General features: G+C 49.2%; 13 protein-coding genes. 5 read left to right on the top strand and 8 right to left on the bottom strand.

Features of this window, described 5'->3' with window-relative positions; translation table 11 throughout:
* From OXH39_08700 to OXH39_08680, 5 genes are all read left to right on the top strand, one after another.
* A partial coding sequence (locus tag OXH39_08700; GenBank protein MCY3550528.1) for an ATP-dependent Clp protease ATP-binding subunit ClpX occupies window positions 1-368 on the top strand: 368 nt, incomplete at its 5' end.
* A gap of 180 nt (window positions 369-548) precedes the next feature.
* Window positions 549-2996 (top strand): endopeptidase La, encoded by a 2448-nt coding sequence (lon, locus tag OXH39_08695; protein MCY3550527.1) that lies wholly within the window; start codon window positions 549-551, stop codon window positions 2994-2996.
* Between the two features lie 9 nt (window positions 2997-3005).
* The gene (locus tag OXH39_08690; GenBank protein ID MCY3550526.1) at window positions 3006-3296 is read left to right on the top strand and encodes a S4 domain-containing protein; all 291 of its coding nucleotides are present in this window, start codon (window positions 3006-3008) and stop codon (window positions 3294-3296) included.
* 55 nt (window positions 3297-3351) lie between these two features.
* On the top strand, window positions 3352-4473 hold the full coding sequence (gene pdxA / locus OXH39_08685; protein ID MCY3550525.1) for a 4-hydroxythreonine-4-phosphate dehydrogenase PdxA: 1122 nt from the start codon (window positions 3352-3354) through the stop codon (window positions 4471-4473).
* Between the two features lie 72 nt (window positions 4474-4545).
* Window positions 4546-11019, top strand: a complete 6474-nt coding sequence (locus tag OXH39_08680) for a C25 family cysteine peptidase (GenBank protein MCY3550524.1) — start codon at window positions 4546-4548, stop codon at window positions 11017-11019.
* Window positions 11020-11111: 92 nt separating this feature from the next.
* On the opposite strand, the gene OXH39_08675 is transcribed toward OXH39_08680, so the two are convergent.
* The 8 genes from OXH39_08675 to OXH39_08640 form a co-directional block, all read right to left on the bottom strand.
* Window positions 11112-11441 (bottom strand): NIPSNAP family protein, encoded by a 330-nt coding sequence (locus tag OXH39_08675; GenBank protein MCY3550523.1) that lies wholly within the window; start codon window positions 11439-11441, stop codon window positions 11112-11114.
* Between the two features lie 139 nt (window positions 11442-11580).
* Window positions 11581-12255, bottom strand: coding sequence for an RraA family protein (locus OXH39_08670; GenBank protein MCY3550522.1), 675 nt, complete (start codon window positions 12253-12255; stop codon window positions 11581-11583).
* Between the two features lie 12 nt (window positions 12256-12267).
* Window positions 12268-12795 carry a 5-(carboxyamino)imidazole ribonucleotide mutase gene (gene purE / locus OXH39_08665; GenBank protein ID MCY3550521.1) on the bottom strand — a complete coding sequence of 176 codons (528 nt, stop codon included), beginning with the start codon at window positions 12793-12795 and terminating at the stop codon, window positions 12268-12270.
* Window positions 12796-12894: 99 nt separating this feature from the next.
* Window positions 12895-13686, bottom strand: a complete 792-nt coding sequence (locus OXH39_08660; protein ID MCY3550520.1) for an MBL fold metallo-hydrolase — start codon at window positions 13684-13686, stop codon at window positions 12895-12897.
* Between the two features lie 57 nt (window positions 13687-13743).
* A complete protein-coding gene (locus tag OXH39_08655; protein ID MCY3550519.1) occupies window positions 13744-14151 on the bottom strand; it encodes a VanZ family protein in 408 nt (135 codons plus the stop codon).
* A gap of 115 nt (window positions 14152-14266) precedes the next feature.
* Entirely contained in the window at window positions 14267-16231 is a 1965-nt protein-coding gene (locus OXH39_08650) for a YjhG/YagF family D-xylonate dehydratase (protein ID MCY3550518.1), read from the bottom strand.
* A gap of 115 nt (window positions 16232-16346) precedes the next feature.
* Complete coding sequence (locus tag OXH39_08645) at window positions 16347-16811, bottom strand: hypothetical protein (protein ID MCY3550517.1); 465 nt, start codon at window positions 16809-16811, stop codon at window positions 16347-16349.
* Window positions 16804-17217: a hypothetical protein gene (locus tag OXH39_08640; GenBank protein MCY3550516.1), complete on the bottom strand. Its 414-nt coding sequence runs from the start codon at window positions 17215-17217 to the stop codon at window positions 16804-16806. Before OXH39_08640 ends, OXH39_08645 begins: the two co-directional genes overlap by 8 nt.
* Window positions 17218-17392: the final 175 nt, after the last annotated feature.

Raw genomic sequence — 17392 nt, 5'->3', positions numbered from 1 at the left:
TACCGGAGTTAATTGGACGACTCCCAGTTGTCACAACGCTTCATGAATTGGATGCGCAGGCACTCGTTCGGATCCTCACTGAACCTAAGAACGCTCTGGTGAAACAATATCGGCATCTTTTGGCTTATGAAGGTGTACAATTCCACACAACTGATGAAGCATTAACCGCTATCGCGGATGAGGTGATTGAACGCGAAACCGGTGCGCGTGGGTTAAGGGCGGTTTTTGAAAAGATTATGCTCGATACGCTCTATCGCCTCCCTTCGCTTAACGATGTTGAAGCGTGCCATGTTACTGAAGATTCCGTGCGTAAGAGTGAGCCACCGCAACTGACTTATAGAAAATCCGAAGCACTTAAAACTGCGTAATGGTTATCAGTTATCAGTTACCAGTTATCAGTTAAGAGGTGTCTTGTGGCAGTAACAATAAAAGTAACTCTCACTGCGAGGCAACAGGCGTTTAACCACAGGCGTTTAACTCTACTGCGAGGCAAACTGAAAACTGAAAACTAACAACTATTCTTCTGCCAACCATAAAGGATAAGAATTATGAATCCGACAGCAACACAAGAATACGAAACGATAAGTTTGCCGGTTATTGATTTGCCCCCGGATTTCGATAGGTATTCTCCTTTTCCGAGGACGAGATCTCTTTTAATTGTCGCCCGTAGAACGGGAGTTCAGGCAACGCATGCTGCACTTCGGTCAAACAAGCGGATACTCCTGCTCCACCAAAAAATAGCGTTGGAAGAAGGAGCAGAAGCAACCTCGGAACACCTCCGCACCATTGGTTCCGTCGCAAATATCATTGAATCTTATGAGCCCGGCGACGGCACAATCCGTATCGCCATCGCTGCAGAACATCGTGCAATTGTTCTCGGCTATATAAAGACTAATGACTTTTTGAAAGCAGATGTCCAAGTCGTTTATGAGGAGATAGGTTTAGCGAGTGCTGCCGAGTCTCTGATGAAAGATACGAAAAAACTTTTCAATGACTACGCAAAAACACGGCAGAAGGAGCAAACGCAAAGTTCACAACCGCATGTTTTAACATTGGAAGAGGTGAAACGTGCTATTAAGGAGCAAGAAGAACCTGGACATCTCGCGGATACGATCGCCGGGTTTCTCAACCTCACAGCATCGGAACGCCAAGCCGTCATTGAAGAGCTTAACCCGATTAAACGGTTGCAACTCGTCATTCAGTTTCTGAGCGAGGCATTGGAACGGAATGAACTCCGCGATGATATTCACAATCAGGTCCGCGAATCTGTTCAGAAGACACATCGCGAATTCTACCTTCAGGAGCAGATGAAGGTTATCCAGAAAGAACTTGGTAGAGATGATATTGCCGAGGTTGATGAACTCCGAGAACAGGTGAAAAACGCCGGAATGTCCGAGGAAGCCGAGGAAAAGGCACTTAAGGAACTCGACCGACTCGCACAGATACCCCCGCAGTCCGCTGAGTCCGGTGTTATCCGCACTTATGTGGATTGGATACTCGCGCTGCCGTGGAAAGAGAGCACCGAACATCAACTCCAACTTCCCGAAGCCCAACGAATACTTGACGAAGACCATTACGGATTGGAGAAACCGAAAGAAAACGTGTTGGAATACCTCGCTGTTCTACAACTTGTCAAACACCTCAAGGGACCTATTATCTGCCTCGTTGGTCCCCCGGGGGTCGGAAAAACCTCGCTGGGTAAATCGGTTGCCCGGGCGACAGGTAGAAAGTTCGTCAGAATGTCCCTCGGTGGTGTCCGAGATGAAGCAGAAATCCGAGGACACAGGCGTACCTATATTGGGGCAATCCCTGGACGCATTATTCAGGGACTTCGCGATGTAAAGTCGAAAAATCCACTGTTCCTGCTTGATGAAATTGATAAACTCAGCTCAGATTTTCGAGGCGATCCTGCATCTGCCCTCCTTGAGGTACTGGATCCGGAGCAGAACTCCACTTTCCGTGACCATTACATGGATATCGCATTTGACCTTTCCGATGTGATGTTCATAACAACTGCTAACACTCGCGTTACCATTCCGCCCGCGCTTCAGGACCGGATGGAAATTATTGAGTTGCCGGGTTATACCGATTTTGAGAAGCATAACATCGCTACGTTTACACCGAATGGACTCATTCCGAAACAACTTGAACGCCATGGACTTTCAGGTGAGAATATCACCTTCACAGACAAAGCCATCTTTGAGATGATTCATAAGTACACGCGTGAGGCTGGTGTCCGGAATCTCGAACGCACGATCACTACTGTCATGCGTAAGGTTGCCAGACAAATCGTTACTGACGAGACCCCGGATCTGAATATCGAAGTAACGCCGGAGAATTTGAGTGACTATCTTGGACCTGCTAAATGGACGCGCACCAAAGCCGAGGAACGCGATGAAGTCGGTGTCGCTACAGGGATGGTATGGACCCAAATTGGTGGCGATATTGTTTCCGTTGAAGCGACGATGATGCAGGGAGAAGGCAAACTCAATATGACAGGACAACTTCAAGAAGTGATGCGTGAGTCTGTCCAAACTGCCGTTGCCTATATCCGCTCTCGCGCTGAGTCCTTCGGACTCTCCGACAATTGGTTTGAACAGCAGGATATCCATATCCATATTCCGGAAGGTGCTGTGCCGAAAGATGGTCCCTCTGCTGGAATTACCGTCGCGACGGCGATTCTCTCTGCACTAACTGGAACGTCCGTCCGCAAAGATGTTGCCATGACGGGAGAGATTACGCTCCGTGGTAGGGTGCTACCGATCGGTGGCTTGAAGGAGAAAGCACTTGCTGCCTATCGCAACGGCATCTTCAACATTATTATCCCTGAGGACAATGAGAAAGATGAGGCTGATATACCGACCGAGATTCGGGACGCTATACGTTTCCACAAAGTCAACGATATGACCCAAGTTCTGGAACAAGCACTGACGGATCCGATCGTGGAAGCCGAAACTCCGGTAGAAGTACCGGTCGCTACCCAGCCACCAGTGTAAGTCGAAAAAATGCGGTTAGACAAATTCCTGCAAGTTAGCCGTCTTGTAAAACGGCGGACAATAGCCAATACCCTCTGTAGCAAAGGTGCGGTCAGTGTCAACGGACACATTGCGAAAGCCGGAAAGATGCTTGTTGTTGGAGATGTTATTCGCTTACCAGGGCCCCCGCCCTCTGCAGCGGAGGTGCATCCGGCGGATATCGCGGAGGTTCCTGAATCTGAATACGAGATTCTTGAACTACCCACTGGAAATGTCTCGCGCTCGCGCGCCGCAACACTCTATCGTCAATTAAATCCGTAGCCTCCATCTCCTGATCGAGGCACCACGAGCCTTGATTAGGAGAGAAAAAACTGCAATGATTCGCACAGAGGTCCAGATCCAATCCGAAGCCGTTGGGCACCGAACAAGTACGCCGCGCACCGCGAACAAACCAAAAATTGGGATAACGATGGGGGACGCGGCTGGCATCGGTCCCGAAATCATTGTTAAGGCACTGGCGCGCAAAGACGTATATTTACTGTGTCAACCAATTGTCATTGGCAGCCCTGCCATTTTTCAGGATGCATGCTCACGCTTCACAACACCCTCCCGGACTCCACAGTTAAAACTTAATATCATAGGAACACCGCTCCAAGCGAACGCAAAGTACGGTACAATTGATGTGCTTGATGTCTCCTCAATAACACCTCAGGACATCTCCGTCGGTACTATAGATGCCCGCGCGGGTGCCGCTGCTGTCAAAGCGATTGAAACCGGGACGCACCTTGCGATGCAAAGCGAGATCGACGCGATCACAACCGCCCCAATATGCAAAGCCGCTATACACCGCGCAGGCATACCCTATCCGGGACACACAGAAATGCTTGCTGCCTTCACTAACACACCACACGAGGTGATGATGCTCTGCACACCTGAGGCATTGATGTCCCAACAGACTAACGATGCCAACAACAAGGTTGCTTTTGCAGTCTCTTTCGTGACAAGCCACATCGCATTGACTGATGTGCCGAAATACCTTTCCGTCCAAAGAATCGTGGAGGTTATTCGTGTCACTCAGGAGGTGCTGGTGCGCTGCGGTATCCCGGAACCGCGACTTGTCGTTGCTGGTCTGAACCCACACGCAGGTGAAGAAGGGATGTTCGGGAAAGAGGAAGAGCATTTTATCCGTCCAGCCATCGAACAAGTCAAGGCACACGCGCACCCCGGTACGATAGATGGACCGCTACCGGCTGATGCCCTTTTCGTCAAAGCGAGCCAAGGTGAGTGGGACGCTGTTATCGCTATGTACCATGATCAAGGCAATATCCCGATAAAACTTCTCGGATTTGGGGATCTTGTGAATGTCACCTTGGGTTTACCGATAGTCCGTACGAGTGTGGATCACGGTACTGCGTTTGATATAGCTGGCAAGGGGATCGCGAGTGAAAATAGTTTGGTAGCAGCACTCAACTGCGCTTCACAACTCGTAAAATTATAAATTAAACTCCTCTGTAGATACACTTAATAGAACACTATAGAACATTTGCCTTGAAAACTAAACTATAACACCATGAAAAAGATTCAAACTTTTTTATTTATATTTCTCATATCCTATACCGCCTCAACATCGGTCTCCATAGCACAAACATATTCCGGCTCGCCTCTCAAGATTCTGGCAACCACAACCGACACTCTGACGGCACGCTTTACACTTCCCGAACTTCAGGTAAATAGCAGTCAGCCATCAGCCGTCGGCAGTCAGCAAGATAGCAATGGGCAATCGGCAATCGAAAACCAAGAGAAGACCGAGATAGAGACCAACAGTCTCTTAACTGATAGCCGAAAGCCGAAAGCCATTTCCGAAATTCATTTTGCGGGTGCAGATTGGACACTTGACGTAGGCAGACCGCGTCTCCCTATCTACGCACAACGCATCGGAATCCCTGTTGCTGGAACACCCGTTGTTACCGTTATTCAGGCGCGTCCGGAGATAAGAAACGTTGAAAATATCCGTGTCACGCCCGACGATCCGATTTACCCTACTCTAACGATGAACCCTCGGACTTCGCAGGGGTTTTATCCTACACAACTTGTAGAGGTTATTCCGGTCGGCTTTGTGCGCGAACAGCGTATCGCGAGTCTACAAATCAACCCGGTTCAATACAATCCAGCAACAAAGCAGTTGAGAATCTACGCGTCTGTGACGTTCCGTATCAATTTCCCTCCGTTCTCAGGAACGGGCAATGACACTCCTATTGGTAGAACCGTTTCTGCTGCACCCTCCACCTTCCCAAGAACCTCTCCCGCCTTTGAGAAAATGTTTCAGGGAACGTTGCGAAACTACGAGCAAGCAAAACCGTGGCGCAGCCAGCGATTGGCACCCTACGGCAGTTCCCGCGGCGGTGGTGCTCCTAAAGCACCTACATTGACAACGAAGACGTATCGTTTCAAAATTCCCGTTACCAGAACGGATCTCTATCGCATTAATTATAATAACATCAAAGCATCCGCTGGTATTGAACCGGAGGACATCAATCTTGATACCCTTCGATTGGAAAGCGGCGGACAAAAACAGGGTATCTATGTCTTTGATGAGAACGGAAACGATATATTCGACAGGGGCGAGCAGATCGTCTTTTACGGACGTGCGTTGTCTGATAACAAATTTACCGACACAAACGTTTATTGGCTCCGTTTCGCTTTGCGAGGAGAGCCAAGTGCTGGAAACCTTGAAACATCTCGTGTTGAAGAACGGGATGCAACGCCGCTGTCCCCAAACTTGGTAGCACCAAGTGCCTTTTTAACACGTATCCGATTTGAAGAGAATAGACTTCATGATGTCTTAGCTGGCAACGATATTAAGTCCGAACTTGCCGACCACTATTTCTGGGTTGCCTTCCGCGGTGGAAACACTAAGGATTTCAACAACATAGAACTGCCTGAGGCAGTACCACGACTTCAAATTGACCGTAACGCCACTTTGAACGCCACCTTGCGTATCAAGTTTCAAGGGGCTTCCCGTAGAGGAACTGCACTTCACAGAGCGCGCATCAGTTTCAACAACAATCGACTCGGTAGGAGCGTGGAATGGAAACGTCAAGGTTCACCGACTGCAGTCCGCAGTATTCCACAGGCGCGTATCCATAATGACCCAGTGAACCTTATACGTATTGAAGCATTGGATGCCAACCGCACCCCTCCGGGATTCTACGACTTCTATCTCGACTGGTATGAGTTTGATTATTGGCGAAACTTTCGGGCAGATGGTAATCGCCTTGAATTCAATACCAATACCGAACCTCGCAAACGGGGCAAAGTCCAATATCGCGTCGAAAACATCTACAATGACACAATCGACGTATATCAACTTAATGAGAACGGCATTGCGAGTAAACTCACTGGTGGTGAGGTTTCGCGTGTCGGTGCTGGTCATAACGTTCTTTTTGAGGATACAGTCGGGCAGCATACACGTTATTTCGTCATTAGCCGTTCGGCTTACCGGAGCATCAATGCCCTTGTTCCAACACCGCCAACGCGGTTGCGTAACCCTTCTAACCAAGCCGACTATGTTGTTATTACGCACCCAACCTTTGCCGACGGTATCCAACCGCTCGTTGAATTTCGGCGTTCACAAGGTTTGACAACTATGGTCGTTGATATTGACGATATCTATGATGAATTCAGCGATGGCGTCTTTAACCCCCTTGCGATCCAGAAATTCCTCCGATATGCCTATACCAGTTGGCAACAGCCTGCCCCGACTTATGTTCTGCTCGTCGGAGATGCACACTACGATTACAAGAATGCCATCGTCAAACTCTACCGAGAAGATAGGAAGACCTATAATCTTTATCCGATCTTCGTGCCGACATACCACGGATGGGCACCCGAATGTGGTGAAACTGCCATGGACCACCGATTCGTCAACGTTAGTGGTGAGGACCCACTCCCTGATATGCTGATTGGGAGGCTTTCTGTTCAAACCCCGGAAGCCCTGGCGACGATGGTTGAAAAGATCATCAACTACGAGAAGAATCTTCAAACAGGGCTTTGGCAAGGCACTTTGATCCAAGTCGCAGATGATAACACGGACAACCCAGGCGATGGGGTCTTTGAAGCATCACGCAATGAATTAATACAAGATATTATACCGGTCGGGTATGATACCCGCCAAATCTATCTCCGAAGGCTTAAAAGTCCCGAACGCACCCGTGCCCTAATTCGTTCGGCTTTTAGTAGAGGTGCACTTGCTATTGAGTATACTGGACACGGCGGGATACAGACGTGGGCGGATGAGTCTATTTTTCGGAGTGAAGATGTCACCACTTTACGGAACCGACACCTCCCATTTGTTATCACAACAACCTGTCTTAATGGACAATTTGATAAACCTCAAGAGGTTGGAAACTTCTGCCTCAGCGAGCAATTTCTGTTGGGAAAATACGGTGCGATTGCAACACTCTCGGCGACACGGCTAACTTATGGAACAGCAAATGCCGAGTTCGACAAAGACCTTTTTGAATCCTTTTTCGGGGTTGGTCGTGAACCAAAACTTGTTATTGACGGTGGCGGTGAACTTCCACCAACGGTGGGACATATCGTTGCCGACGCTAAAATTAGTTTTATGACCCGCATCCGAAATCAGCAGTGGATCCCCGGCACGGAGCAATATACGCTCTTCGGTGATCCAGCGTCTCGCCTTGCGCGCCCTGAACTTGATATAAAAGTCGAATTGGAGCGCATCGCCCTCAATGATGGACATGAAATTGTCATCAAGGCGAATGAGGTCGGGACCATTGAAGATTCAGGGATCGGCGGTGCAGGAACTGGAACCTTCACACGGGCATCCGATTTTAGTACGGAATCCCTCTCTGCTTTCGCGGTCTTCGCAAATAATTTTGACGACGATCTTAACAATGACCTCATATCGCGCACACGTGGTAGGATCTGGCAGGGAGAATACGGCACTATTCGCATTGATGTTCCAAACAGAGCACGACCCGGTGGCGGTGTCACGCGGATCTTCGCTTATGACGATACCCGCGCCGCTGTTGGAGGTGCCCGATTTTGGGTCGATACGCCCGTCGTACACGACATCCGAGAAACGCTTGATATTAAAGTCACGGATACGCTCAATATCAGTGTGCTCGTTGTTGATGACAGAGGACCGGGAGGCATACGGAGCATAAGTATCTTGTGGGATGACACCGCTAACTTTGAAGACGATGTAATACAGATGGTCCCTGCACGTGAGCCTCTTGGCGATGTGCCCTTGGGTGGGCAATGGTATGAGCTTGAAAGACCTATTCCTCTTCCACACGGTGGACGACAGGTCCGCTATCGGCTCCGCATCACTGATAGCACGGGGCATCAAATCGCTATTCCATCAAAAACGGATCGTAACATCGTCAGAGTGCCGGAAGGTCCTAACATTGCGATCGGCACGGATGAAGCGGACAGAGCACCTATCCAATATACGTTTGATAAGGAAAAAAATGGCTACCAACTTGTCGCGGAAATTATCAACACCGGTGGTCGCGCCGTTCTTGCAGATATTGAGGTGGTTTTTGCCGAAGGAAATCCCGATGCTGAAGGAGATGGCGTAATTGATGAAGGTGCCGACATCATAGGGCGCGTAACCGTCAAGTCCACCGACTGGACAGACGGCACGCACGTGTTGCAGCGCACAACTGCAATCTTAGACCTCGACAAACCTCTCACAACAGGTGTCCATAAGATTTACGTCCTCGCGGACCCAGATGATCCTGAGATTGACGACGAAATCCGTGGAAACGTTCAAGAAGCGCGTCAGTTTGATAACAAGCAACACATCTCCTTTATTGTTAATGAGTTTAACTATAAACCACAGGAGGAATTGACAGCGTTTAGTTTGGATAGGGTGTTTGACATCGATTTCCCTGCAGGCGTGCTTGACGCTGAACCGCAGAGTAAGACAGGTATTCCACTCTCTGTTTCTTCACAGGCACCTACTGATCCGTCTCAACCGGATCTCCAATTCGCACCGATTCCGCGCGTCGCTGCGCTTCGACGTGGACTCATTCGTCAGGGAACTGAGGTCGCTCAGTATTACGAGCCTGCCTTTCGCACGGGGGAAACAGAACTAAAAAAACCCGCCGAAGTCAAACTTCGCTTTGATGTGAGTGCTTTGGAGGACACCGTGCGCGAAGAGACCTTACTTCAGGATGATAATCCTGCATTTAAGACCGCATTGGCAGAACTTGCGGATCAGTTGGCAATCTATGCATGGCAAGCAGATTTCTCAGTGTGGCGGCGTTTGACATCACAGATTAGCTACACCCCTGAAGGCGACTTTCTGCTTGAGAACTACGTCACCCCAACACAGGTGGAGAATGCAAGCCAGCAGAAATTGGAGGCTCCCGCTATCAGCGTCAACCCAAATCTTACGCCCGCTGGCACTTGGGCACTCCTATTTTTAGATGCTTTTGAATACGAAGTATTTCTCAAGCGCAAAGGCGAAGCGTTCTTCCAAAAACTTGATAAATCTGGGCAACTGGACAACCCGTTCAGGGAAGCAGGGTTTGGTTTGGAGTTACGGATTCCGAGGCAAGAGAGCACACCTCTGGGTGTCAATTACACCTTTGAATTTGCCGATGTTCTCGTTTTTGAAACCGACTATAACAGGGAAGGCGATGTCATCCTGACAGGTACATGGAATGCGAATCGCGGCAACGGTAACGCTACGGTGAATGTGCGCCCTGGCCCCGCAGGAGAATTTGAAGTAGGCGATTGGTTTATCTTTTTTACCGGTGTCGAGCGCTATGAAATCCGCGATGCTTCCAGCGAACCGGTCCATTACCCTAACGGTGTCAAAATCCGAGGCAAGGTAAATGAGAGGCTTTTCGTGAATCATTTGGGATTGGATATTCTTGTCACCGGAAGTTCTGAAAACTTTGAGTTTGGCGATAAGGTGAAATTTAGTAGTGCACAAGTCGGGACTATTACAGCGGACGTTAGTGAACTCACACGGTTCGCTTTAATGCGGAATACCGATACCGAACCGCCTACCTTCAGTATATGGGTGGATGGTCTCGAACCACAAACCGGTAGTGTGATTCCACCGCGTCCGAAGATCTCTATTGTGCTACAAGATACAAATGGTATTGATATAGAATTCCTCACAATTGCCAGACGAAAGGACGGTGGACCTTTTGAGCTGCTCACCGACTACGAACTCCGCACACAGGGTGGTATTCAAACTGTGCCAATTGATTACCAACCGGTTCTGTTTCCCGGTGAGTATACCTTCAACATTACAGCACAGGATTTCAATGGAAACGCTATTGGTGGTGACGAAAAGATCGTTACCTATAGGTTTTTTGTCACTGAAGCCCCTGATCTCACACCGCCTACTATTGACATTCGGATCACTGCTCTCGGTACGGGTTCAACACGAGAACCGCTTGATGAACCCCTGATAGATGGAATGGAACTTACAGAGCAGCCCCGCTTCAAGATTACCCTTACTGACGATAGTGAGCTTGATGAAACTGCTTTTCGTCTCAATTTCGGTCGTAGGGGCGAGGTGACCTCGCCCCTACACGCAAGCGATTACGCTGAAACTTTTGATCCAGCTGCCCCCGCAAACGCCGCTATCACTTATGCCCCGGATCTCGCGAATGGAGAGTATCAACTCCATATCACCGCTGCGGATACCAGCGAAAATGCGGCGGAACTTGTTACCACTTTCATCTTAAATGAGGAGATTACACTCAGCGAGGTTTTCAACGTCCCGAATCCCACACACAATGGAAAGACCTTTTTCACCTATCATCTCGCACAAGCACCAGATACCGTCACAATCAAAATTTACAGTGTCAACGGTAGGCTCCTCCGTACGCTTGACGATGCCAGCGCAAATCGGGGTGTCAACGAAACTTATTGGGATGGGAGAGATGAAATAGGGGTGCGGTGTGCTAACGGCGTGTATCTGTACCGCGTCATTGCCCTTACGGCAGATGAACGCCGGATCGAACAGATCGGGAAACTTGCCATTTTGAGATAGTTATCAGTTAAAGAGGTGAACTGTGGCGGTAACCCGAAAAGCAACCGCCACAAGAGATTAACCGAGAACCAAGAACCGAGAACTGATAACTATTATTGCAATGGTGAATAATCGGTTGGCTCAATAATCTTTGAACTCGCCACGTTCACGAGTGGACCGCCGACTTCCGTCAGGCGTTTTGCTTCTTGCCATTCAGGATCAGCAATGAACGCGTCCCAGGCACGCTGATAGTGCCCCAGATCTTCAAACGCGAGCATATAGATAAGTTCTGTCGTTGTTGCCTCACCGATGGCGGTTTCCCAAAACCCGATAACTTTCATACCGTGCTTTTCAAACAGCGGAACGGTGATATTGGCGAATCGGTCATTCAGGTTTTTCATTTTCCCCGGCACGACCTGATATGTCCGTAATTCATAAATCATTTTTTTAATTTTCCTTGCGGTTCGTTCAGGTGGGTTTTACGCAGAACATTCCTCTCCGTGTAGTTAAAAAAATAAGAGGGCAGTCCTGTCCGATAATTGGACTTACATGCGTTACCAAAAGTTCGCCAGTGATGATTCCTCACAATATTCCATATTTGTCGTAGACTTCTCGTAATGTTGCTCCGTTGCGGAGGGCATCGCGAGTCCGGTTTTCACCGCTGACCTTTTCCACTGCAGCTGCAATCACCTCTGTTTCCACCGCTTGTGGGATGACAACGATACCATCCGCATCGCCGAACACGATGTCGCCAGGATTAACCGTGACACCACCACATTCAATCGGAATGTTATACGCGACCACATCACCGCGTCCACTGGAGTCAACTGGTGACAGCCCAGTTGTGAACACGGGAAACCCCATCGCCAAGATTTGGCGGGCATCTCGGATAAACCCATCAATGATAGCACCACGCGCACCGCGCGCACGCGCAGCCGTTGAGAGAAGTTCTCCCCAAATACAGTTACGGGTACTCTGGTTCGTAGAACAGACGAATACATCGTTTTGTTTGAGGCTATCCACTGCTGCAATCTCCTGCTGATACGGTTCGTCTGGAATCTCGTAGACATCCACACACTGCACCGGCATCGCGCGACCTATGACTACTGTCTCTGGGTGAAGGGGACGGATGGTATGTCGTAGTGCCTGTTCGCGGTACCCGACTGCATCAAGCGCGTCCGAAATCACAGCGGTATATAACTGATCTTCCATCATATCAAACAGTTCTGTATCGTTGTGCCACTCAAAAGTTTCCATAGTTTATCGTCTCTAATAATTTTCGTAGCCGACTTCTTGCAGACGCGCCGCTTTCTCCGCAACACCATCACTCAATTTTTCTTTATACGCCAGCAGTTTTGCGTCCAATTCGGGGAATTGAAGTGCCAGAATTTGGACAGCGAATAGTCCTGCGTTCCTTGCACCGCCCGAACCGATTGCCATTGTTCCGACAGGAATACCGGGAGGCATTTGGACTGTCGCATAGAGCGCGTCCACGCCGTTGAGCGGTCCGCCGTCAACCGGTACACCGATGACTGGCAGTGTTGTATGTGCTGCGATCACACCAGCGAGATGTGCTGCACGTCCGGCACCGGCAATGATGACCTTTCCACCTTCTGCTTTAATCTTTTCCGTCCACGCCATTGTCCGTTCCGGCGAGCGGTGCGCGGAGGAGATCGTTATCTCGAATGGAACCTCGAATTCTTCTAAAACCTTTGCGGCTTCTACCATTTTTTCCAAATCAGAATCGCTCCCCATCACAATACCGACGAGGGGCGTTTTTTGTTCTTGAAGCGACATATCTGTATCTGTACCTCTTTTAGAGTCGTCAGTTTTCGGTTATCAGTTATCAGTTAAGAGGGCTCTTGTAACTGACGACTGACAACTGACGACTAATAACTATTGATAAATAATATGCGAATTTCTTTCAATGATAAGCGGTTCGGGACCGCCTGCTGGAAACTGATCTGCCCACTCGTTCGGATCGTAATCGCGGGTGACGAAACAGGCGCGATGCACTGGTACTGCGTGCTGTAGTCCAATTCGCGTTGCCATTTTCACGCAGCCATCGTAGAACGGAAACTCACCCTCGGTGGGATGATTTGTCAGAAAACCGAGATCCGGTTTATGTGCTGCGACGGCTGAAATTAGTTCGTCATGCTCAGCGAAGTTGTTAATCGGATCACCGCTGAAATAGAGGGTTACGCCATTACTGACGATGACGTATCCCAAGTGCGTGACATCAGGTGGTGCTATGTCAGCAGCGGCATCGCCTTCGGGGGGTTTCGCATAGACCGCGTGTACGGTAAGCCCGTTGAGTGCCGCTGATTCTCCAGCACGAATTTCTAAGATGTTCGCTGCCGCGACATCCGTTTCTGATGAGATTTGGCGGGTGCTCTCTTCGGGTCCAACAAACCGCGTTGCTGTGGAAGTCTCCCAGATGCGGCGGATGGATTCCGGACAGGTGTGATCACCGTGTGCGTGTGTTAAGAGAACGAAATCGGTTGGAAGTGCCGATTCATCAAGCGGTGGCTCGGTATGAATAAAACGGTCCGCGGGACGTTCGCGCGGAAAATAGGGGTCGATTTGGACGATGGTACCAGCGGGATCCTTCAACGCAAAACTGCTCTGTTCAAACCAGTGAACAGCAACAGATCCATCTGGCACCTTCAAGTCAACAAGTGGATGCATATTAGTTCCTTTTTTATTCGCTATTGGCTATCAGCGATCAGCAAAGACGCAAGCGTTTCATGAACGTTTCTGTCTTTGCTGATCGCTGACGGCTGACAGCCTATTGCTTCTATAATAGAGATAGACCACCAGCACCCCAGCAATTGATCCCAACACATCTGCCACCCAATCTGCGACGGTAGCGAATCTACCGGGGACGAAGGTCTGATGCCATTCATCGCTTGCACCGTAGAGAATTGAGAGCACCGCCGCCGTATGCCATGCGAACCGTGATGGTATTATTGAGGGACTTGCCTTCACAAACGCTCGTGTTAGCAATCCGCCGAGTATGGCATATTCGACAAAATGGTAGAGTTTGTCAATCGTCAGCCACTCAAATTCCGGCATCGGAAGTGGTGGTTGCTTCATGGACGAGATACCGAAAATGAGAGCCATGTACAGAAGCGGTGGTGCCCAATATTTCATTAGTAGTTATCAGTTGTCAGTAAGAATGGTTATCAGTTGTCAGTCGTCGGTTAAAGAGGGTTTCTGTGGCAGATACAGCAAACGGGACTGCCACAAGTTGACTCTTCACTGAAAACTATTTCAGGGCATTGAGAATTGCGTCTACATCGTAGACACAGCCACCCCATGTGCCGCCGCCGACGGATTGCAACGCTGCCCAGAGCCGTGTATCATCCGGCAAAGCTTCGTCCGGTGAAAGATCTGGACGCGGTTGTCGTTCTGCTAACACGCGTTCACCTTCTTCAGCACTGAAGTGTTCACTACCGTGTCCGACAAGGTCGATACTCCCTTCCAGTCGCCGAGTATCAATCTCAATCTGAATTATATCACCATCCAGCACCTTCCCGATGGGCCCATTAGCAAGTGCTTCCGGTCCGACGTGTCCAATACAGGCTCCCGTTGATACGCCAGAGAACCGTGCATCGGTAATCAGGGCGATATTTTTACCAAACGAGAGGTGTTTGAGTGCTGCAGTCAACTGGTAGACCTCCTCCATGCCTGTGCCTTGTGGACCGCGACAACACAGCACGATAATATCACCGGGTTGGATGTTGTCCTCGGTTTGTCCTTTGAGGGTCTGGATTGCCTCGGATTCTCGAACGAAGACACGCGCAGGTCCCGTCATCCGATAAACACCATCGGCATCAACGACGCTTGGATCAATGGCAGTGCTTTTAATGACGGATCCTTCCGGAGCGAGGTTGCCGCGTGGGAACGTGACAGTGCTTGTCAGTCCTGCAGCCTGTGCGGCATCCGGATTCAAAATCACTTCATCAGGGGCAATGTTATCGTGTTCTTCTAATATTTCTCGGACGCGTTCGCGCCGTTCAGAAGTTGCCCACCAATCAAGGTTACTACCGAGGGTTTCACCTGTCGCTGTTAGCACGTCTTCATTGAGACATCCCAATTCACGTAGATGGAGCATTACCTCGGGGACACCACCCGCAAGGAAGACTCTCACAGTTGGGTGACCAACCGGTCCATTCGGTAGGACATCGACGAGACGCGGGACGTTCTGATTGACTTCTGTCCAGTCGTCTATTGTCGGACGGTCGAGTCCAGCGGCATGTGCAATGGCAGGAATGTGCAATAGGAGATTCGTTGAACCGCCAAATGCTGCGTGCACGACCATAGCGTTCCGAATCGCCTCTGGCATGACAATATCGTTCATCGTCAACCCTTTTGCAGCCAGATTCACAACGGCGCGCGCCGAACGCAAGCCCATATCCGACCAGATATTCTGTCCGGACGGTGCCAACGCCGTATGTGTCAGACTCATTCCCAACGCTTCACCGACAACCTGTGAAGTCGCTGCGGTTCCCAAGAATTGACAACCACCGCCGGGGGTTGCACAGGCACGGCATCCCATATCCGCTGCATCTTGCAGGCTAATCTCACCGTGTGCGAAACGTGCCCCGATCGTCTGGATTTTGCCAGCATCTTCACCTGTGGTAGGAGGTAATGTCACGCCACCCGGAACGAGGACAGCCGGTAATTCCCGCATTGAGGCGAGTGCCATCATCATTGCCGGTAAACCTTTATCACAGGTGGCAACACCGACAACGCCTTTCCGCGTCGGTAGGGAACGGATGAGTCGGCGGAAAACCTGCGCCGCATCGTTGCGGTAGGCAAGGCTGTCCATCATACCGACGGTGCCTTGTGTCCGTCCATCACACGGGTCAGAACAGTAGCCTGCGAAGGGAATCGCCGCGAGTTCTTTCAGTTCGTATGCGACTGCCTGCATCAGGAGTCCGACTTCCCAATGCCCAGTGTGATACCCAAGTGCGATTGGGCTCCCATCTGGCGCGCGGATCCCGCCTTGTGTGCTGAGGATCAGAAATTCTTCTCGTCGCAGCTCCGTCGGTGCCCAACCCATGGCAGCGTTGTGGGTCAAGCCAAATACATCTCCGCTTGGTCGAGTGAGGAGCATTTCTGCTGTAAGCGGCAAACTGCCCTCGGGACCAGCAGCGTGTGTTTGGATATCATAGATGCCGTTATCACCGGTTTCTAAGATATCAGCGTAGTTAATCTGTTTTGCCATTTAGTACTCCATTTTCTACAGTATAACAAGATCCAAGTTTGTGCTATAACAGGTATGTGATTATCACCTCAGGCAGGTCTTAGTAGATATAACTTTCATATTTGCAAGTATGAATCTACTGTACACTTGGTTCCAAAGTCCATCCGTTTTTTTCGGCAAGTTCAGCAAGGGCAAGCTGCAGTAATTTGAATACATTTCTCTGCTTACCCTTTGAACCAAAGAACTCAGGATTTACAACAATTTGTGAATGGGCAGGATTTTCAGGGATAGGATCATAGATAACATCTACGGCGTGAACAGTAGTATCTGTATTCTGGATTTTTGTCTTGACTGTTCCTATTGCGCGGACATCAGCAGTAATAAGGCTAATGATGCCATCTGTGTCATTTCGTTTAGACAAAGAGGGATTAGATTCTTTTAACTCCGCTCTATCTACGGATGGTTTTCTTTCTCTATCGCGAAAGGCTTCACTACTAATTTTGAGTTTTCCTATATTATCGTAAGAATACTCCTCCCCATATTTTCCTCGGACACTTCGATAGAGTACCTCATCGTCCCGTATAAAGTCATTTTTATTCATCAAGTAACCATTCCCAAAGCGTTAGATAATCGTCACGGCTTAGAAAATCTACGTGCATCTCCGTATCAATATTTATTCCCCAGACTTGGATATACTCGGCTTCATTTTCCCCAATTTGAATATGTAATCTGCGTTTTTCTTCAGACCATTCTACAGTTACGTTACCATCCTCATCACTGGAAATGAACGGTCTAAGCCATAAATATCCTTTAGAAGTAATAGAATCGAAAAATTCTTCCATAATGTCCATGGCATGATCTAAGGTTGACTGCGTTGGCTTTTTTGAGTCGTACCCATCCCAGTTGTCTTCGCGTTGCGTTAGGACAGTAAATCGATCTAAAATTTCCTGTTTCTGCAAGTATTGAGGGAAATCTTTTAGTTCTGTTTTGAATTTTTTTAAGCGCATGCGTTAAGAGCCTCAGTTAATCAAATGTTGCCGGACCAAACTCGCCCGCTTGTCCATAAATCTCACGTAAACTTAAGAAGAATAGAATCGCCGAGAAAAGTAATAAAAATGTGGACACCGAGACCTCTCGTAAACTGAAGTGAAGAATATTTTAGCACATAGCAGAAAAAGAATC

This window comes from Candidatus Poribacteria bacterium (genome assembly GCA_026702755.1).
GTDB lineage: Bacteria > Poribacteria > WGA-4E > WGA-4E > WGA-3G > WGA-3G.
The sequence above is the reverse complement of the archived record's forward strand: the minus strand, read 5'-3'. Positions and strand labels throughout refer to the sequence as shown.